Here is a 21,105-nt window from a genome sequence, read left to right on the forward strand (position 1 = left end):
AAATACACTTTTACTGTATGTAGAGTGATGTGGCAGCATTTCTAAGCCTTACTCAGCAGACAAATATAACTGAATTAGCTGTAACTTTCTTTGGCTCATACCTTCAATTTTATTTAGTTCTTCCACGTTCGTAATTTTTTCACGTAGTCTTCGATATTCCCAAATCTTTTTAGCCAACTCAAAGGATACTCCTGGAATAGTCGCAATATCTGATGCCGAAGCATTGTTTACGTTAATCTTAATTATCTCTTTTGGTGTTTTTACAGTGAAGACGTTTAATGTTCGTTCTACAACTTCGGGGCTTAAACCATAAACCGCATAAAGCTGTTTTTCGTCGCTAAAACCACCTATTGACTCACGATAAGAAACAATTCGTTTACTTAGCGCTTCTCCAATTCCGCTCACCTGTTGTAATTGAGTTTCGGTTGCTTGGTTTAAATCTATTTTTTGACTGAATGGTCGCGCTACAAAACCTTTATTTTGGTTAATTGAGGTAGCACTTACTTTTGAAGCAGAATTATTCACCCATTCTGGAAATTTAAAGTAAGGCCTTATCTCAGCTAATAAAGAATCAGAAACTCCCGTTACTCTTTTAAAATCTGCAGCAGAATTTATCCATTTCCCTTCCTTTCTATATTGAAGCAACCTGTCTATTTCTTCATTAGACAACCCCAAAACATAACCGGAATAATCTGTAATGAAATTAGGGTTAAACTCAGACCTCTTTGGTTTACGTTTCTCTATTTCAATTAGACGAAGTGAATCTATTTCATTTTTTATGGAAGTAATTTCTTCAGAAGAAGTATCAAAACTTTCCGATTCTGAAAAATCGACAAACCAAAACAAGCATAGCAAAGTGACTATAAGTAACAACAAAAACAAAATCCCACTTCGTTGCTGTTTCGAGAACGTGAAGTGGGATTTTAATTCCATAATAATTCTAGTTATAAATGTTTGGACATATCTTCTAGTCCGTCGTCAATAGCCTGGTGTTTAATCTTTATGGCTTTCATATATCGATTAAGTTCCTTCCGTACTACTGGCGTTAATATCACCACCCCAATAATATTAGGAACTACCATTGCGAAAATCATTGCATCGGAAAAGTTAATTACCGATCCAAGGCTAATAACCGAACCAATCCAAATAAAGATACAAAATAGCAGTTTATATACAAGTTCTGTTACTTTTCCTCTTCCGAAAAGATAAACCCAACCTTGCATTCCGTAATAGGACCAAGAAATCATCGTAGAGAAAGCAAACATTATTACAGCAATTGTAAGGACGATTGAAAAGTGAGGGATTACACTATCAAAAGCAGTTGCTGTAAGCTCTACCCCTTCCTTAACTTCTACTCCGTATTGAATTATATTGTTGTCGAAATTTGTAATTACAATCACTAAAGCCGTCATAGTACAAATAACCACTGTGTCGATAAACGGTTCTAAAAGTGCTACAATACCTTCAGAGGCTGGATACTTAGTTCGTACTGCAGAGTGAGCAATAGCCGCTGATCCAACTCCCGCTTCATTAGAAAATGCACCACGACGAATACCTTGAATCATAACACCTACAAGTCCACCTGCAATACCAAGTCCAGAAAAAGCTCCTTCAAAAATAAGAGCAAATGCATCCCCAATATGATTGTAGTTTGCTATTAGAATAATAAGTGCGCCAAGTACATAAATACCGGCCATAAAAGGAACAATTTTTTCAGTAACCTTTGCAATTCTTTTAATACCCCCAATTATAACAAAGGCTACAATTATAGCCATTACAATTCCAAACCATATCGAAGCACTTGTACCTTGAAGGTCGAAGAGTTGAACAAATTGCGCTGCGGCTTGATTGGCTTGAAACATATTTCCTCCACCAAAAGAACCACCAATAACAAAAATTGCGAATATTACCGCGAGTACTTTTCCTAGTCCGCCCATCCCTTTTTGAGCTAACCCTTTTTTAAGATAGTACATCGGACCACCATATACAGTTCCGTCTGGACCTACATCTCGGAATTTAACCCCTAGAGTACATTCGGCAAACTTGGAAGCCATACCTAGTATACCAGCTAAGATCATCCAGAAAGTTGCACCTGGACCACCAATAGACAGTGCCACCGCAACTCCAGCAATATTACCAAGACCAACAGTAGCAGAAAGCGCAGCCGTTAATGCTTGAAAGTGTGAAACTTCACCATCAGCACTATCATCGCGAATTGTTTCTATAAGGTTTTCTTGTTCGTTAGGAGTTACATCACCGTATAAGGTATCCACCCCGTGTTTTTCAATGTCTTCATACTTACCCATTACAACTTTCACAGCCGTGTAAAACCCAGTAACATTTATAAGTTTAAAATAAATAGTAAAGTAAAGAGCCCCTCCAATAAGTACTATTAATACCCAAGGAATTTGAAAGGATTCAGAAAATGGAATTTCGTAAAAAATACCATCAACAAACCAACCTGTATATTTTTTAAAATTTAAATCTATCCTTTCAGAAGTGGAAAGTTCTTGTGCGAAAGTGAAAAATGGAATGATAAAAGTGATAAGTGAAAGAAGAAATTTCTTCATAGTGGATTTTTAAAATTTAACATTGTTATATTTAAAACGAAGCAAGATGCTTAAAAAAAATTAGAATTTCAAAAAATCACCCTATAAATTGTTAAGGCTTTCCTAAACCCCGTATTCTCTTTTAAGACTTTCAATTTGTTCAGGACGCCCAATCAAAATTAATTTTGAATCTTTTTGTATCAATAAGGATGGTTCTGGATTTACTATATATTCACCTGTAGGAGCCCTATACCCTATAATAGAACATCCGGTTTTTTTTCGAACATCTAAGTCTTTTATAGCTTGTTCTTTTCCATCAGGACACATTTTTTCGAAAGGGATTTGCTCTACGTTAATACTATCTTGTTCTCCAGATACCGTAAGATTGTCTAAAAACTCAACTAAATCTGGCACCACAACTAACGAAGCCATATGATCGCCTCCTATTTTATCTGGCATTATTACATTATCAGCGCCAGCAAGCTTTAGCTTTTTATAACTTGTCTCTTCACTAGCACGACTTATAATTTTCAAGTTCTTATTCATCTGCCTGGCAGAAAGAACCATAAATAGATTATCGGCATCATTAGGAGTGGCACAAATTAGTGTAGAAGCTTTTTCGATTCCAGCTTTCAGTAAAACATCATCTTCTATTGCATCCCCTTGAACGAAAAGTATTTTTTCATTAGAAAAACGATCGATCACTTCTTCATCTTTTTCTATTATCACAAATTGCTTATTATAAGCTAGAAGTTTTTGAGCAGCTTGTTTTCCATTCCTACCGTATCCACAAACTATTATATGGTCTTTCATAGATTTTAATTTTTTTAGAACCGTTTTCTCTCTAAAACGTCCCAAATTTTTGCTTATTAAATATTCCGTAATTACAGAAATGGCGTAACCTACAATAAAGATACTCGAAATGATAAAAAGAGAAACAAAAACTTTCTCTTGAGGATTCAAAGGCATAACCTCTCCATAACCAACCGTTGTAATGGTAATAACGGTCATATACAAAGCATCTATCCAACTGTATTCAGATATAAAATGAAATCCAAAAACACCCGACATAAAAACGATAAGTAGCAAAAGCAGGGCGACGGTTATTTTTGAATTGAATTTTTTAATCATAAATCGAATACTGAAGTACGCTTAGTATTAACAAGATCCTTAAGTTTTAATAAAAATGCCATGGTAAGATATATAGCAAAGCCAACACCTAATGTGGCAAACGAAACATATATAAAGAATAGCCTAACGCTTTTGGCACGCATCCCTAAACGGTCTGCCAATCGTGAAGACACATAAAAACCTCTTTTTTCAAGGTAGTGACGTAATTTATAAACGGCTTGCAACATATTCGCAAATTACAATTTTGTAGTTAAATACAGTAGTACGGAATCAAAATTAAAAGTTTATTATTTCCCTTCTTCTGAATTCATAATCGAGTTTCCAATTGCGCATTGTAAACATTTATTTTTATCGCAGTATTCATTTTTAAGCTGAAGTAAGGCTTGGCTTTGATAAGCGTTTATGGAAACAGACTTTAAAGAATTAAACTTTTTTACAATGGAATTTTCTTCTGAAGCAATTTCAGAAGTTAAATTTATTATCTCCTCTGAAGCATCCCTTCCTTCTCGTCTAGCATAACAGAACTTAATAGGAATAATAGTATTGATAATAAGAAGATCTATAAAACTTTTGGTTATTTGCTTTTTTCTATTAGCGGAAGGAATTCCAAAGTTATAATGATTATTCCAATAGGAACTTGCCTGAATATCGAAGAGCCTATATAACTCATCTAGCTTTTCTGAAGCAATTACCTTTGAAAAAAGATTTGTTTTATTAGCATACAAATTAGCCAATTGCGATAGCCTAATAGTTGGAAAATTAGGAGGTCTTAACCTGAAGTATTTTGGTATTATCACACTACTATTTTCAAGTTTAAATTTGTGTTTCAAATATTCGTATTTACTCTTTAAAGCTTTAAAGTAATGATCTTCCTTATCGCCCTCAAGCATTCCTGCCTGCCCTAACAGCAACGCTTCCAAACTCTCTAAATCCTGACTACATTTTTTTACAACTGAAAAGTTTACCGACTTTCCAATGCTAAAAAACGAATCGCCATTAATTTTTAGGCCAAAGTTTTTACACAGCATTTTAAATAGCAAGCTTTCCCAATGATTTTGAGAATCTTCCAACTCACTTATAATTAAGGTTTCTTTCTTTTGTAGCCTTTCGAAATAAAGCCGCTCCAACCAATTTTCAATCACAAACTCATCTACATCAGCAAAGTTGTTTTCACAATTAATCCATTTCTTAGATTTTGAAAACAGCTTTTGATATTGTGTTATTGCACTTTTTGGAGTGTGGTTTTTAATTACAAAAGTCGGAATCACTGAACCGTCTTTTCTATGAACCTCAACATCGTGAATCCAAACAACGTGGAGAATTACATTGTCATAAGCGGGATCCAATTCGTGATTGTGCGCATACCAATCTGAAGATTTGATATGAATTTCAACATTGCCAGCCCAAAGTTGATTATCTATTTCAATTTGGGCATTAAAGAAATCGGGGCCTGAATTAAAGTTATGGCTCCCTTGATTTACAATGTGTAATTTCTCATTCGTCGAAGTGTAAAACTTAGATGTATCGAACTTCTGAAATTTCCACAAATAATGTAGAAAGTCCTCGTTCATTTCAAAAATCATTAAGAATTTTAAATAAGCCTTAGTAAATATACTGAAATATTACTTGGCTTCCACTTCAACCCTAGAGTCTTTAGGTTGTTGCTTTTTCTCTACTGGTTCAGGAATTGTATCGACAAACAAAATACGATTCCATTTATAAAGCCTACGCATAAGTAGCATATACCGGATTATACCAACAGCTAAAAAAATAACACATACTCCAAGGGCTACGTATCCCAACCACTTTATACTCTCAAAATCTTTTAACTGTAAAATTCCAATCCCCCCTATTAGCAAATATAACGAGGAGCGTATATATGAAAGTAACGTTCGCTCGTTGGCTAACTTTGTGCGCTCCAATGCTAAAATCTCATTGGTATTTGTTGGCACAGGCTTAGTACGTAGAAAGCGGAAAAGTTTTTTAGCTTCGTTTTTCATTATTACAGTTAAAGTTTAATTTTTTCTACTCCGAGAATTCCGTTTGCCTGAACTTTGTCAAGATATACTTAGTCGTAGGCTTTTTCCTAATCCACAATAGTTCACACCTAAAAGGAATCTCTTTATGGTGATTACTACTCTCTAGAGCAGTTCAGTTAAGATACAAAAATAAAACTTATAGCCTTAAAACCGATTAATCAGTTATAATCAAGGAATAATCTTAGCTACTTATCCCTCGTCCTCCACAAAGCCTTGCTCACGCATCCACTCGTCGTTATACATTTTCCCAACGTAACGACTTCCGTGATCGTGGAAAAGAACTACAACCACATCGTCTTTTGTAAAATGCTCTTTTAATTGAAGCAACCCTTTAATCGCTGCTCCAGCAGAATTCCCTAAAAAGAAACCTTCCATTTTAGCAAGTTTCTGAGTATAAATTGCCGCATCCTTATCGGTTACTTTCGTAAAACCATCGATAATACTGAAGTCTACATTTTTCGGTAGAATGTCTTCACCAATTCCTTCGGTTATATACGGATAGATTTCGTTTTCGTCAAAAATCCCCGTTTCGTGATATTTTTTGAAAACACTTCCGTAGGTATCAATTCCCCAAACTTTCACATTCGGATTTTGCTCTTTTAGGTATTTACCTACACCGCTAATTGTTCCGCCAGTACCAACACCAACTACAAAATGAGTCACTTTTCCATCCGTTTGTTTCCAAATTTCCGGCCCTGTACTTTGGTAATGTGCTTTTGCATTACTTGGGTTGTCGTATTGGTTTACATACCAACTATTAGGTGTTTCTTCTGCTAATCTTTTTGAAACAGAATAATAACTGCGTGGATCTTCGGGAGCAACATCTGTTGGACAAACTACCACTTCGCTACCTACCGCTCTAAGAATATCAACTTTTTCCTTACTCTGTTTATCGCTAATTACACAAACCATTTTGTAGCCTTTAACGATTGCGGCAAGTGCAAGACCCATTCCGGTGTTTCCAGAAGTTCCTTCTATAATTGTTCCGCCTGGTTTTAACCTACCATCAGCCTCAGCATCTTCAATCATGGTTAATGCCATTCTATCCTTTACCGAGTTACCAGGGTTAAAAGTTTCGTATTTGGCAAGTACCAAAGCAGGAATGTCTCCAATTATTTTGTTGATTTTTACCATGGGTGTATTCCCAATAGTACCTAGTATATTTTCTGCGTATTCCATAACAAATTTTAAGAGTGCAAAGATATCATTCTTAATTAAGAGTTGCGAATACAGATATATTAATTCCAGAAAGGATTTTTAAAACCTATGATACAAAATAGTATTCGAACAGAAAAAATATATTAGTTACTACTTAATTCTACTTAAAAAATCAGTTCTTCTATTACGAGATACGGGAACTTTACAGTTATTTTTTAGTATAACGGTCCCTTCATTTAAATACTTATCTATATGATGAAGATTGATTAGATGGGATTTATGTACTAAGTAAAAATCATGATTTTCTAACAACGAATTAAAATGGCCAATACTATGAGAACTCAATATTTGTTTTCGATTTTTAAAGTAAATTCTTGTATACCCATCTTCACCTTCACAACGAATTATTTCTTTAATTTTAATAAATTCCATTCCCGCTAATGTAGGTATAACTATTTTCTTTTTCTGAAAAGTTCGAACTTCTAAGTTTTCAATCAATAGTTGATTTTTTTTAAAGGAAGTTTTTTCTTCAATATTCTGAATCGCCTTATCTACGGTTGCGATTAAATCCTGACTTTTCACAGGTTTTACGAGATACCCGATAGCACAGTGTTTTATGGCATCTATGGCATAATTGTCAAAGGCTGTAACAAAGATAACCTCAAAAGAAGGTGTTTTTATCGATGCCAAAAGGTCAAAACCACTCATTCCGGGCATGGCAACATCTAAAAAGACAAGCTGTGGAATCAATTTGTCTATGAGTATTAAAGCCTCCTTAGGATTTCTTGTTTCGCCAACAATAGAAATTCCTGGACATAAACGTTCCAGTTTATTCTTTAAAATCGCAAGGGATTTTCGTTCGTCATCTACAAGTAATGCTGTTATCTTCATTTTAAATAATATTGCTTAAGTATAAGAGTCACCAAAGTTCCAGTAGCAAATTTTTCGATCAATGACCGATCTTCTATACTATATTTTACGTTCCATTTTTTACTTTGTTTTAAAAGCTCTAATCTTTCATTTAAAACATTTGATGAACTTGTTTGATAACTTTTAGATGAATTTTTATATATCTTCTTTGATTTCAGTATTCCAATACCATCGTCCTGGATCGTTACCATAAATGATGAAGGATTTTTATAGGTAAATCGTATTTCTATTTTCCCATTTGCCTCTTTGTGAAATAAGCCATGATTAACAGCATTTTCAACAATAGGTTGTAAGATCATAGATGGTAAAAGTTGCTCATCATTATCAATTTTGTCATCAACCATAATTTCATACTCTAATTTATCCTCAAATCGAAGTTTTTCAACGTCCAAATAATTCCTTAATAGAAAAACTTCTTCTTCAATACTTATACTACCTCTTCGGGAATATTTAAAGAAAAGACGAATTAAGGTTGCGAATTTTGAAAGGTAGTCCTCTGAAAGCTCTACCTCATGCCGTTGAATATAATATTGAATAGCATTCAATGAATTATGAATAAAATGTGGATTCATTTGCGAGCGTAAAGCTCTGAGTTCTAATTGGGCTAACTGCCTCTCTTGAATTATTTTTTTATTACGTTTTTTTCTAAGATTTACACTAATCATCCAAATAACAATAGTCACAAAAATTAAAAATAGGCATGTCACAGCCCATTTAAATTTTGAAGTTTGCCACCAATTTGGTAACACTGAAACGGTTACCCCCTTAATTTTGGTTATTCCGTTGTGACTTACTTTAAGTTCCAACTTATAATTTTCAGGTTCTAAAGAGTATAGATTCACCTCACCCGATGATGTAGTAGTCCAATTGGCTTGTGTAGGTCTTAGGCGATATTCATAAGTAGTATTATTAGAATCAAAAAAATTAATTGATCCAAAGTTAACTTTTAGGTTTATATTCTTTTCGTAAAAGTAAGCTAATGAATCTAAGTCTTTCCTAGTTTCATTTAAATAGATGCTTTTTACGTAGGGTGTAAAATAACTTGTCTGCTTAATTTCAGACTTATTAATAATATTTAAACCTGTAGTTGTTCCTAAATACAACTTATTATTATGAAAAAGGACTGAAATTAAATTATTTGTTGGCAATCCATTTATTTGACTATATCTACTAATTGAAAAGCACCCATTATCATCTAATTTATAATGAAGTAAAATCCCTTCGGAAATCGCCCAAATAGACTTGGGGTTTTCAACAGAAATTTGATTTATCACTGCGGTGTCGTCCGGTATTAATTTATAAAGTTTCCCGTCAGAAAAACGATACAATCCGTCTCCCTCAGTACCTATATAATTTTGATCGGCATATTGTGAGTTAGTTAAAAATTTTTGTCCAATCTCTTCTTTCTTAAAATTTTGGAAGGCGTCAGTTTCATTATTATAGAATAGCATCTGTTTAAAACTAAAAGAAAATAGCGAATCGTCTTGTTCGAAGAGTCCTTGATAGTAAGGATGATTAACATATCCCTTCTCAGGTTCTAGATTTTTATTTAATCTCCAAATTCCAGAATTACCTTCCGAGAAGCAAATGTTATTATAGTTTAATATTTTTTTACCATAAACAAATGTTGTGTTTGATGGTTCGGTTATTTTAAAACCTAATCCGTCCTCTATAATTAAATAAAATCTAAAATTGTAACAAATCATTTCCCTAAATGTGGAGATGTTATTCAACCCATTTTTTTCTTTTACCCACAACGTGGGCTTATTCTTATCTAGTTTATAAACTCCAACTTCGTCAACCCCAACATAAACAACATTATTAATTTCTATTAATTTTGAAATTTGCTTACCTGCGAAATAATTGGAAATTGAACTATACCCAATTGGCAATTTATAAACTCCATTTGTATTTGTGGCAACCCAAATAAATCCATCTTTATCTTGGAAACTATGGGTGGAATTTAAACTAGTGGGTATAACAAATGTTTCACCTACCTCCAACTTATTATTAAGTGTTATAAGCCAATTACGGCCAGAAAGTTGGAGCCTTTTATTTGCTTGATTAAAGTTTACAAGACTTTTCAAGTTTTCATAATTCTTGAAATGAGGTAAGTCGCCATAGACAGCCTCAAAACTATTTAAATTAATGATTTCATAATAACTATCTAAGGCTCTAACTAATAGGGAATCATTAAATTGATAGAAGGTCCTATAAACCGGATTTTTTTTTAACCTTGAAAGAATACACCCGTGATTGTCCTCAAGCTGTACTTCTCTATCCGTACTGTCTGAAACTATAAACACATCCCTATTAAGCAATTGTATTTTACAAGTTTGATTCTCTTTGGAGAGCCAAATGGTGTCTGAAAAAGCATAAGAAACTCGATAGTCAATAAAGGAAATATCATTTCCCGATTGAAAGAGACGCCCGTTCGGGTTCATCATCTTGCCATTGCTGGCTTTAAATTTAAATACACTATCATTTTTAATAAACCCCAACTCATCACTTCTTGAAAAATACCAAATCCTATTATCGGGAGTAATACGGATATGCCAATTATCATTGGTGGGTAAACCATCTTTAGTGGTGTAATTTTTAAAAAATTTACCATCAAACTTGCTAATACCCTTATCAGTTAAAAACCAAATGAATCCCTCGCTATCTTGGGTCATTCTATATACAAAATTACTCGCCAGCCCATCTTTTTCGGTATAGTTAATGTAGTCCTGAGCAAAGCAGATATACCCTATAAAGAATAACAAAAGTAGGATAATATGTTGCCGAGTTCGAAGCACCTTTTTTTATAAATGTAAAAAATATAAACAATTAATTTACAGTGTTTTATGAATTTCATTAAACATTATTTCATATTATTAAAATATAAAACTTTATACCTACTTGAATTTATGGCTGACACAACAATACTTTTCAAAAAAACACCCCCCAATTTTAATGATAATTGGAGGGTGCTTTTAATTATAACCAAATAATTATGAAGTAAGTATTTCTTTTATTCGACGAATATTAATTTTGCACTATTACGGAATAGTTACCACTTCCAAATTGAGTTGTGGTAGCTATATGACCATCTCCTGTCTGGTATGTTTCTGCACAATTTAAGTTGCCCACTTGTAAAGTACTCGCAAAATTAGTGTTTCCTATTTGCTCTGTTGTATTACAATTATCATTTCCGTATTGTTGTACGTCTACCATATTGAAGTTTCCATCCTGCAAAATCTCATTAGTATTTCGATCTCCTTCTTGTATAGACAAATTCATATTTCCATTTCCAATTTGATAGGCCACAGAGAAATTATCATCTCCTTCTTGGTCTATATCAGACATATTTCCATTACCATCTTGTAAATTATATGCTAGATTTCCATCTCCTAATTGGTCAATGTCAGACATATTATCATTTCCTTCCTGATCTATGACAGCCAAATTAAAATTGCCTTCCTGTCCTACATTGGCATAATTACGATTCCCATTTTGATGAATTTCAGAATAGTTAAAATTCCCTTCTTGATTTACTGCCGCCATGTTCTGATTACCCACTTGTACTACGCAAGATAGATTATTGTTTCCCAATTGGTCTATATCAGCAGAATTACTATTACCTATTTGAGATGCACTAGAAATATTACTGTTACCTATTTGGTCGACTTCTATGTAGTTGTTATTACCAATTTGTTGAGTTTTTGAATTATTAAAATTACCAAACTGAAGTACGTTCAAATCATTTCTGTTTCCCACTTGTAGCCCATCACTACAATTGTCATCCCCTACCTGAACAACAGAAGCATTGTTTCTTCTTCCAACTTGTAATAATTTCGAACTATTGTCTTCTCCCCATTGAACTACAAATGCATTATTTCTATTTCCAAATTGTTGAGTTAAAGAATAGTTACGTTTACCTATTTGGTACGTTCTTGCATAATTAAAAAACCCAAATTGATCTATTCTACCGTAATGAGATGGAGTTGGTGTAGGTAATTCCCATTGATAAATGCCTGCATTATTAGTTACTCCTGTTTGATTGGTAAACGCACCTGGAGTAAAAGCTGGTGGTGGTGTACAGGTATCGCAAGGAACCTGTGCAAAGCATACACTTGTTAATAGCGCCATTGCGCCTAAGATTAAATTTTTCATGATAGTTGTATTTAAGTTGCTCCTACTCTATTTGTAAGGATTTTCAGATTACTCCCTTTTAATTTTTTACTAACATTTTTAAAATGATTTTTAAAAATTATTGACCTGTCTAAACAAATACAATTTAAATAGAGGAGAAAATCATTGAATAAAAGAAGAAATCAATATTAAATTAGTAAAAAATACTACTTGTTTTCGCGGTATTAGCTCTTCTTATTAAAACCAAAGGTTATGTTTATAAAAGAAATTAAAAAGAGACACTTTATAATCGGTCGTAATGAACTGATTATCCGTATATACAAGTTGATAATCAGTGTTTTAACAGAAAAAAAACTACTCAAACCGAATAGCCTTCACAGGAGATATTTTTGAAATAATAAATGAAGGAATTAAAAGCATTATTAAACACAGTAGAAAAGTACCTGCATTTAAAATAAGAATATAGTCTAAGCTTAAATAAACGGGAGCTTCGTTTACGTAATAAGTATCCGGGTTTAATTTGAAGATTTTACCGTACTTCTGAATTAGCAGTAAGCCAATTCCTATCACATTTCCCCAGAAAAGACCAACCCCTATTAAATACATCGCGTTGTAAAGAAAAACTTTCCTAACACTCCAATCGCTGCTACCCAGCGCTTTTAGAATTCCTATCATTTGGGTGCGTTCTAATATCAAGACCAATAAAGCTGTTATCATATTAATGCCCGCCACCAATATCATAATCCCGATAATCATAATAATATTAAAGTCGAAAAGATCAAGCCATTCAAAAATAGAGGCGTATTTCTGACGGATAGTCTGTGTGTCTAGCGTGCTACTGGTTTCATTATAAACCTCGTTTCCGATAGGAACTATATTATCAAAATCGTTTACAAATACTTCGAAAGCGCCAATTTGGTCATCTTCCCATTTATTCAAACGTTGTATGTGACGAATATCTGTTATAATAAACTGTTCATCAAACTGCTGAAAGCCGCTGTTGTAAATTCCAACAATATCGAAACCACGACTCCGTGGCGTTTTTGAAACCTCATCGTTTAAGAAAAAAGTGGTCACTTTATCACCCAACTTCAATTGAAGCCGATTTGCCAAATATTCCGAAATTAAAATATCTTCATTCAAATCACCTTTAAAATCGGGTAAATTCCCTTCAACCAAAAAATCTTCGAAAGCACTCCAATCGTAATCGCTGCCAACACCTTTTACCACGACCCCCTCAAAATCATTTTCGGTACGTATTACGCCACCTTTTGAAGCCGTAACCTGCACGTGTTTTATTCCTTCAATAGTTTTAAATGTGGGATAAAAATCTTGGTTTTTGGAAATGGGATTCTGCGAATCGTTGGAAAAATTGGTGTCAAAATTCGTAATAATTATATCGCCGTTAAATGCAGAAACCTTTTCGCGGATTTTCTTTTGAAGTCCAACGCCCGTGGCGATTGAAACGAGCATCATAATAATCCCGATGGCGATTGCAGTGATTGCAATTTTTATAATCGGTGCCGAAATACTACTTTTATAGTCCTTGGAAGCAATGATGCGCCGGGCGATGAAAAATTCGAAATTCACGGAAGTTTTTTGGGCTTAACTTTTTTCAAAAATACGGTTTTCTTTGACAATCTTATAGTTTAATTTTACAAGTTCATACTATGAGCATTACATAGTTTTTTTTAAAAGAAGCTTCTCCGCAAAGTATTGAAATATGAAAGATGGGGATATAATTTATTGCAAAAAAAAATCCCAAAGGTTATCAGAAACCTTTGGGGTCTTTAATATACTGCTTAAGCTTAGATAGGAATTTATTTAATAATTGTGAAAAAACCTTTCTCTCCATTTTGTCCGTCCCATTTCAACTCTCCATTAAACCAAACTTTCTGAACCCTTGGTTGATTATTATAAGTCCTGTCATATTCTGCTTGCAACGTATCGGTTTCATTTTCATTCCATTCAACATATGTTATTGGTAGCTCTTCCGTTTCGACACTGTTTTGAAATATTCTTATTCTATACTCATTTTCATTTTGATAAATTAAAAAATTTCGAGGATAATCCATATTTGGATCAAAAATTTCCTGCTTTTCTCCATTTACTAAGTAGTAAATTTTAATTTCGTCGGCTCTATAGGCATTCTGATTATTTGGGTTTAGCATATCTATTCCACTGTGGTCTTTCAAGGAAATCTCTACAGCCGTATCAAAAAAAACAGCCACCTTTTCGGTCTCATTGTCTTTACTACATGCCGTTAAAAAGGTTAACACTATTAAAGTTACAATTGCTTTCATAATTTTAAGGTTTTATATTATATATCATTTTTAACTCATTAGTAAAATTATAAGGCCCTGGACTGAAATCATCGAATGAATACCAGCCATTATATGTTCCGTTCCACCCCCAATTCATTCTAAATTGCAGATACCAAGCGGCACCACCACCAGGAATACAGATTTTAGTACTTTTAGTTCCTTCACACACCCACATGTGACCTCCTGTATTTGTGCCACCGGTACTGGAAAGTATAACTGGTCTACTGGATTGCAATTCTTGCTTAACTATATCTTTATTATAATTTGCTTGGTTTGCAGTTGAATAACCGAAAGAGTTTTTAAAAATTCCGACAAAATTAAAAGTATTGACTACACTAGTGGCATTACAATTATAAGTAATTACTGGAATAGCATTATGAATATCTTTGATAAATAATGCTGTGGTGTTGGTTCCATTTCCTGGAAGCATTGCTGACCAATTATAGTTTGTGGGATACTGATGATATTTCATCACTTGTGCAACAGCAATGGGAACACAACCCGCTAAATATCTATTGCATTGACCCGTACAGGAAGAATATGGCATATATGTATTGTAATCGCAACCCTGCCCCCAAGTTGTATTAATTAAAGGTCCAAATTGATAATTTTCGTTTACGCAACCGTCATCTGGGTCTTCTTTGTTAAAATATACTAAATGATCCCATTGGTATTTTATTTCATTTGATTGTACCAAATTGTTTTCTCGAATGTATTCAATATTCTTAGTAACATTTGTTTGCCAATCAATTATACCTAATGGCTTATCATCTAAATCTACGTCAAAAAAATCACTTTCAGAATAAGCTAAAATAGGTTTAACTCTGTTGTCTGCCGAGAGTAAAAGAAACCCTCCATTTTGATAATTTATAACATAGAATGCAGCAACATTCCTTTTGTCATTAATAGGTACAATTTGACTAATTTGGATATTAGCGGAGTTTCCAATTCCCTTTGAACTCCCTTCAAATAAATTAGGAATAATCTCCGATCCAATTTTTGTAGCTTTTGATTGATCAATGAAATGCTCAATCTGTTGGTATTGCAGGGGCGGCTTATCATAAGCTTCCTCCTTTTGACAAGACAATAATGTAAAGATAAAAAGCAATATGAAAGTATATTGCCAGATTCGGGGTTTGATTTTCATAATACAAAAATTTAAAAGGATGGTAGGTAAAATTTTTGTACCGTAAAGTAGGTGCGCACCAGTACATTTACTAATACGGTGTAAATGAAAAAAAAAAAAACGAATTGTAGGAAATTTTTTAGTTAAATTTTTAAAACTTATTTTTTTGAAGCCTAACGCCCGTAGCAATAGAGATTAACATCATAATAATACCGAGCGCAATTGCAGTAATTGCAATTTTTATTATCGGTGCCGAAATACTACTTTTATAGTCCTTGGAAGCAATAATGCGCCGGGCGATGAAAAATTCGAAATTCACTATGATTTTATGGGCTTAACTTTTTTCAAAAATACAGTTTTATTGGTTGTTTTGACTATTTTTTCCTGCGGAAGTTCTACAGAGAAGAAAGAAGAAAGAGGAAAGAAAAAAGAGGGACTAGAAACAGAACTCAAGACTCAAGACGGACAAATCATCGTTGGTGCGGAGCAATTTCAGCTTTATTCTGAAATTTTGAAAGGTAAAAACGTGGGCGTGGTTGCAAATCAGACTTCTATTGTTCACGAAAAAACAAATCCCGCAGAGATTACCGGAAATATAAGTTATCTTGTTTTAAACACCCATTTAGTAGATTTTTTAATTTCGAAAAAAGTCTCTGTAAAAAAAGTTTTTGCACCAGAGCACGGTTTCCGAGGTACTGCAGATGCCGGCGAACACGTGAAGGATGGCGTGGATTCTAAAACTGGCGTTCCTTTAATTTCACTTTACGGCAGCAATAAAAAACCTTCGCAGGAACAATTAAAAGGAATTGACGTTGTGGTTTTTGATATACAAGATGTAGGCGCGCGGTTCTACACCTACATTTCTACGCTACATTATGTAATGGAAGCTTGCGCGGAGTTAGGAATTCCAGTAATCGTTCTCGACCGCCCAAATCCTAATGGACATTTTATTGACGGCCCAATCTTAGAAGCGGAAAATCAAAGTTTTGTAGGGATGCACCCAACTCCTATTGTACATGGAATGACAATAGCCGAATACGCAAAAATGATAAATGGGGAGGGCTGGTTAAAAAACAGTATAAAATGTGAATTGAGTGTGGTAACTATGAAAAATTACAATCATAAAATGGAGTATTCACTTCCTATAAAACCTTCACCAAACTTACCGAATGCTCAGTCCATAAACCTCTACCCTAGTCTTTGTTTTTTTGAAGGTACATTTATAAATGCTGGTCGCGGTACCGATATGCAATTTCAAGTATTTGGAGCGCCGAGCTTACCTGCTTCAAAATATAATTTCACATATACTCCACAATCTAATGAAGGGGCAAAAAATCCAAAATTTAAAGGAGAACTTTGTTACGGGAAAGACTTACGAAATGAGCCTAAACTTGAAAAAATCAACTTAGAGTGGTTGATTGATGCCTACAATGCCAATGGCCGAAAGAAAGATTTTTTTAATTCATTTTTCGTAAAACTAGCAGGTACTAAAAAACTACAACAACAAATTGAACAAGGTCTTACTGCCGAAGAAATTCGAGCAACTTGGAAGGAAGGACTTAATGAATTTGGAAAAGTAAGAGAGAAGTATTTGTTGTATAAATAATTTCATTTCGACTCCGATCAATGACCCTATTCAATCTCCGTTAAAAGGCCGGTTTTGGTGGTTGAGCGAAGTCGAAGCCACTATTTACTTAGGCAAGCGTTTCTTCATTTCCTCTACAATATTAAAAGCTGCTGGACAGATAGCTACGTTTTTCATTGTTAAGTTAGAAATCTGCTGAAACTTTTTTCTATCGGTATGTGGAAATTCGCGACAGGCTTTTGGGCGTACATCGTAGATGCTACAGTAATTATCCGCACCTAAAAAGGTACAAGGAACACTTTGCAGTACGTAATCTTTATCTTCATCAATCCGCAAGTAGGTTTCAATAAACTGTTGCGGTTTCATTCTAAAATGCTTAGAAATACGCTCGATATCTTTATCGGTGAAAAGCGGCCCTGTGGTTTTACAGCAATTGGCACAAGTAAGACAATCTGTTCGTTCAAACTCTTCCTCGTGTAGCGCTTGCATCAAAGTATCGAGATGCTTGGGTGGCTTCTTTTTTAGTTTGGCAAAAAACTTTTTGTTTTCGGCTTCGGCTTCCTTTGCTTTTTGTGGAAGTTGACTTAGAATGTTCTTCATTTCAATTTTACTTTGCGCTCTTTGCGCCTCTGCGGTGCATTCTTACCACATAGTCTTTATTTATTCAGCTTCGTAAACCAATTCGCCATTAATAAAAGTTGCAACCACCTTAGTGTTTGGTAATTCTTTTTCATCAACAGTCATAATGTCTTTGTCTAGTATCGTAAAGTCAGCAAACTTACCTACCTCTATACTTCCTTTTTCATCTTCTTCAAAATTTGCAAAAGCTGCCCAAATAGTCATTCCTTTTAACGCTTCCTCACGTGTTAACGCATCTTTCATTTGGAAACCCTCTTCAGGAAAGTGTTCTAAATCTTTTCTCGCTACTGCCGAATAGAATGTATACATCGGATTTACGTGTTCAACAGGAAAATCGGTACCTAATGCAATACTTCCAGCCTTGTCTAACAAACCCTTGTAAGCATAAGCCCCTTGCATTCGCTCTGCTCCTATCCTATCTTCTGCCCAATACATATCGCTGGTACAATGTGTTGGCTGTACAGAAGGAAGTACATTATTATGGTCGTTGAAATATTCAAAGTCTTCCATCGAAATAATCTGAGCGTGTTCTACCCTCCAACGCTTATCATTTTTACCAGTTAATGCCTCTTTGTAGGCACGTAAAACAGCAATATTTGCCGAATCACCGATTGCATGTGAATTCATTTGAAACTCTGAATTAGCCAACTTGGTTGCAATAGAGTTTAACTGTTCAGAAGAAGTCATCATTGCTCCGTAATGGCCCGGCATATCACTATAAGGCTCACGCATTGCAGCTCCTCTTGAACCTAATGCTCCATCGGAATAGATTTTAAACGAACGCACATTTAGCCTGTCGGTTTTATAGGTCCCCTTATCTAAATAATAATCTAAATTCTCTGGACTATTACTCACCATTGCATACATTCTAAGCTTAAATTTTCCTTGCTTTTGAAGTGTATCAATCAATTCAATAATATTTCTATCTAAGCCTGCGTCGTCTACAGTAGTTAGCCCATATTTTAAAGCTTCTTTTTCTGCATCTAAAAGCGCTTCAATGGAAACTTCTTTTGTTATTTCTGGGTACGTTTTAAAAACCAATTCCATAGGGCTATCCACTAACACCCCTGTTGGCTGGCCATTTTCTAAAATAACTTCCCCACCTGGCATTTTAGTTTTTGCTGTAATTCCAGCCAATTTCAATGCTTTAGAGTTTACTAAAAGGGCGTGACCATCAATTCGTCGTAATGCCACAGGAGTATCTGGGAAAAGTGAATCTAATTTTTCCTTAGTTGGAAAGTTTTTGTCCTCCCAATCATTTTGATCCCATCCGCGTCCAATGATGTAATCTACTTTCTGCTCCAATTGGAATGTAACAACTCGTTCCAACACCTCATCATAACTCTTAGTTCCAATTAAATCTACTCTTTGTAAGCCTAAACCTAGACCATATAAATGTGCGTGTGCATCGATTAACCCAGGAACAATAGTATTGTTTTTTGCATCGTAGGTTTCCTTGATTTTATATTTTAATTCTAGTTCAGGCTTTAGGCCTATCTCTAAGATTTTCCCATCCTTTACAACTAGCGCGTTCGCCACACTAAAATCTTTATCTACTGTGTAAATTGTCGCATTTTTAATGAGTAAATCGGCAGGGATTTTCTCAGGCGCACAGGAAAAAATTGAGACGGTAAGTAAAAGAAGTAATAGTTTTTTCATCGGAATGAAGTGTTTTAGTAAAGCTGTAAAAATAGAAAACATCCGCCAAAGACGGATGTTTTCAAAGTGTTATTTTAAAAGTGATTACCAATCAAATTTATACGTAACTCCAGCTAGGCCTTGAATTCCTTGAACTGGATAATTCATCCACTTTTTATAGTTGTCGCCAAATAAATTGCTTCCTTTTACAAAGGCTGAAAGCCTATCTGTAAATCTGTAGCCAAAACTAAGGTTAGCATCAACAAATCCGTCTAAGGTAATTTCCTCTCCTATGAATCCGGCGTTTGATATATCCTTGCGCTCTCCAACATAAAATAAGGATGCACTACCATACAGTTTTTCAGTAATATTAAAATTAGAGAATACAGAAGCTTTTAAACTTGGTAAATTCCATGCTTCACTTTGCACATCGGTACTATAGCTGTAGTAGTTAGCATTAACCCCAACAGAAAATTGTCCTGAAACATCAACCTTAACCTCTCCAAAAAACGCTAATGTATTTATATCGTCGTAAACTACATTAAATGAATTTCCATAATGATATCCTTCATTTTGTGAAGTAGTAAAGTTTATATCGTTTGATTGAAATAAAGCACTGTTTTCATCTTTACCATAAGATACTCTCGCGTTGTAAGCGAAAGCATTAGAAAGCTTTCCTTTAATCCCTCCAAATGCTTCATATAATTTTTTAGTAGGTGCAATATTTAAGGTTGGGGAAACAAATGGATTTTCCTCTTTAAAATCATAATAGGTATTCTGCTTAATTCCACCCTCTGCACCACCATATGCAATTACAGTTTCGTCAAGCAATCTATACGAAACATTCACTTTTGGATAAAGTGAAAAGTTGGTGTCGCTATTTTCAGTGTCTAAACTCACATACCCTGCAACCCCCAAAGAAACACTAAGATCGTTATTTACAAAGTTGATAGATGGCGCCAGTCCTACATTTAAATAACTGTACTTTATATCGGTTGAGCCTGAATAATCTTTATCAAAACTCCCCACCAAATAATCTAAATCCCCATCAAGTTTGAAGGTTACATTTTCTAAAGGAAAAGAGAATTCTGGTTTCAACTTAGCATTTAGCTCAGAAGAAGAAAACGAATCTCCGGTATAACGTATAGAAGCCGCTGCTTTATCAAAAAACGAATCGTCTAAAGCAATGCTACCTCCCACATATCCGCTTAAATAGTTTTGTTTCGTATCAATTCTAGCAAGGTCTTCATCTGAATAATATCCTTTTGGAACTCCATACCAGTTGAATAATTGATGTTCTACTCCTGCATCTAATCTATAGGTAACATCCCTTTGCCTACTTGTGTAGTTTGCGTCAAGGCTAGTGTCGTAATAGTGGTTGTCTAGTTTCACACCTTTTATATCGCCTTGTGAAGAATTGTGTCTGAAAAAGAAACCAGCATTATCTGTACGGCTTATTTCGAAATTACTGTATAATTCCCCTAAAATTGAAGTGTAATTCCCAAAACCTAAGGTGGCATAATTATCATACAACTTAACAGGTTTCGCTTTTTCTACATTTGTAGCTTTTCCTTTTGCAGGAGTGAATGTTGATGCTACAGGAACAGAAAATATACTATACTTCACATCTTTTTTAGCGGTTGAAACCGAATCGTTTAAGGACGGGGTTTCCTTTACTTTAAAAGCATCTGAAATAGTTGGAGTATATGGTTTTACAATATTTACCACTTCAGGATCTAATTCCTTTTCCTGTGCATTTGCAGAAAAATGAAAAAGAAATAATGCTGGGATTGAAAATAAAACTATTTGTTTTATGGACATATTTTCAAAAATTTATATTTATTGTTTTAAT

17 protein-coding genes and 1 pseudogene are annotated in these 21,105 nt (G+C 34.3%); 1 reads left to right on the plus strand and 17 read right to left on the minus strand.

Features of this window, described 5'->3' with window-relative positions; all coding sequences use genetic code 11:
- Positions 1-48 precede the first annotated feature (48 nt).
- From FHP04_RS11155 to FHP04_RS14735, 14 genes and pseudogenes are all read right to left on the minus strand, one after another.
- Positions 49-933, minus strand: a complete 885-nt coding sequence (locus FHP04_RS11155) for a helix-hairpin-helix domain-containing protein (protein WP_139856223.1) — start codon at positions 931-933, stop codon at positions 49-51.
- A gap of 11 nt (positions 934-944) precedes the next feature.
- A complete protein-coding gene (locus FHP04_RS11160) occupies positions 945-2,570 on the minus strand; it encodes an alanine/glycine:cation symporter family protein (protein ID WP_139856224.1) in 1,626 nt (541 codons plus the stop codon).
- A 102-nt stretch (positions 2,571-2,672) separates the two neighbouring features.
- Positions 2,673-3,680, minus strand: a complete 1,008-nt coding sequence (locus FHP04_RS11165; protein ID WP_139856225.1) for a potassium channel family protein — start codon at positions 3,678-3,680, stop codon at positions 2,673-2,675.
- A complete protein-coding gene (locus FHP04_RS11170; RefSeq protein WP_139856226.1) occupies positions 3,677-3,907 on the minus strand; it encodes a PspC domain-containing protein in 231 nt (76 codons plus the stop codon). The genes FHP04_RS11165 and FHP04_RS11170 overlap by 4 nt, the downstream gene beginning before the upstream one ends.
- 60 nt (positions 3,908-3,967) lie before the next feature.
- The gene (locus FHP04_RS11175; protein WP_317129565.1) at positions 3,968-5,263 is read right to left on the minus strand and encodes a DUF2851 family protein; all 1,296 of its coding nucleotides are present in this window, start codon (positions 5,261-5,263) and stop codon (positions 3,968-3,970) included.
- A 39-nt stretch (positions 5,264-5,302) separates the two neighbouring features.
- The gene (locus FHP04_RS11180) at positions 5,303-5,680 is read right to left on the minus strand and encodes a DUF202 domain-containing protein (RefSeq protein WP_139856227.1); all 378 of its coding nucleotides are present in this window, start codon (positions 5,678-5,680) and stop codon (positions 5,303-5,305) included.
- Positions 5,681-5,908: 228 nt separating this feature from the next.
- A complete protein-coding gene (locus FHP04_RS11185) occupies positions 5,909-6,898 on the minus strand; it encodes a PLP-dependent cysteine synthase family protein (RefSeq protein WP_139856228.1) in 990 nt (329 codons plus the stop codon).
- A gap of 129 nt (positions 6,899-7,027) precedes the next feature.
- A complete protein-coding gene (locus FHP04_RS11190; RefSeq protein ID WP_139856229.1) occupies positions 7,028-7,768 on the minus strand; it encodes a LytR/AlgR family response regulator transcription factor in 741 nt (246 codons plus the stop codon).
- Complete coding sequence (locus FHP04_RS11195; protein ID WP_158319137.1) at positions 7,765-10,572, minus strand: sensor histidine kinase; 2,808 nt, start codon at positions 10,570-10,572, stop codon at positions 7,765-7,767. The genes FHP04_RS11190 and FHP04_RS11195 overlap by 4 nt, the downstream gene beginning before the upstream one ends.
- A gap of 262 nt (positions 10,573-10,834) precedes the next feature.
- Complete coding sequence (locus FHP04_RS11200) at positions 10,835-11,962, minus strand: hypothetical protein (protein ID WP_139856231.1); 1,128 nt, start codon at positions 11,960-11,962, stop codon at positions 10,835-10,837.
- Positions 11,963-12,295: 333 nt separating this feature from the next.
- Entirely contained in the window at positions 12,296-13,531 is a 1,236-nt protein-coding gene (locus FHP04_RS11205) for an ABC transporter permease (protein WP_139856232.1), read from the minus strand.
- Positions 13,532-13,761: 230 nt separating this feature from the next.
- Positions 13,762-14,244 (minus strand): hypothetical protein, encoded by a 483-nt coding sequence (locus FHP04_RS11210; RefSeq protein WP_139856233.1) that lies wholly within the window; start codon positions 14,242-14,244, stop codon positions 13,762-13,764.
- 4 nt (positions 14,245-14,248) lie between these two features.
- Entirely contained in the window at positions 14,249-15,412 is a 1,164-nt protein-coding gene (locus FHP04_RS11215) for a C10 family peptidase (RefSeq protein WP_139856234.1), read from the minus strand.
- 142 nt (positions 15,413-15,554) lie between these two features.
- Positions 15,555-15,710 (minus strand): annotated as a pseudogene (locus tag FHP04_RS14735) (ABC transporter permease); the annotation flags it as partial.
- A 9-nt stretch (positions 15,711-15,719) separates the two neighbouring features.
- On the opposite strand from FHP04_RS14735, the gene FHP04_RS11225 reads away from it, so the two are divergent.
- Complete coding sequence (locus FHP04_RS11225) at positions 15,720-16,997, plus strand: exo-beta-N-acetylmuramidase NamZ family protein (protein WP_139856235.1); 1,278 nt, start codon at positions 15,720-15,722, stop codon at positions 16,995-16,997.
- Between the two features lie 84 nt (positions 16,998-17,081).
- Here FHP04_RS11225 and FHP04_RS11230 read toward each other — a convergent pair whose 3' ends face one another.
- The 3 genes from FHP04_RS11230 to FHP04_RS11240 all read right to left on the minus strand — a co-directional run bounded on the left by FHP04_RS11230 (position 17,082) and on the right by FHP04_RS11240 (position 21,074).
- The gene (locus FHP04_RS11230) at positions 17,082-17,576 is read right to left on the minus strand and encodes a YkgJ family cysteine cluster protein (RefSeq protein ID WP_139856236.1); all 495 of its coding nucleotides are present in this window, start codon (positions 17,574-17,576) and stop codon (positions 17,082-17,084) included.
- A 60-nt stretch (positions 17,577-17,636) separates the two neighbouring features.
- On the minus strand, positions 17,637-19,274 hold the full coding sequence (locus FHP04_RS11235) for an amidohydrolase (RefSeq protein WP_139856237.1): 1,638 nt from the start codon (positions 19,272-19,274) through the stop codon (positions 17,637-17,639).
- An 84-nt stretch (positions 19,275-19,358) separates the two neighbouring features.
- Positions 19,359-21,074, minus strand: a complete 1,716-nt coding sequence (locus tag FHP04_RS11240) for a porin family protein (protein ID WP_139856238.1) — start codon at positions 21,072-21,074, stop codon at positions 19,359-19,361.
- Positions 21,075-21,105: the final 31 nt, after the last annotated feature.

The sequence above is a fragment of the Aequorivita sinensis genome, assembly GCF_006346335.1.
Taxonomy (GTDB): domain Bacteria; phylum Bacteroidota; class Bacteroidia; order Flavobacteriales; family Flavobacteriaceae; genus Aequorivita; species Aequorivita sinensis.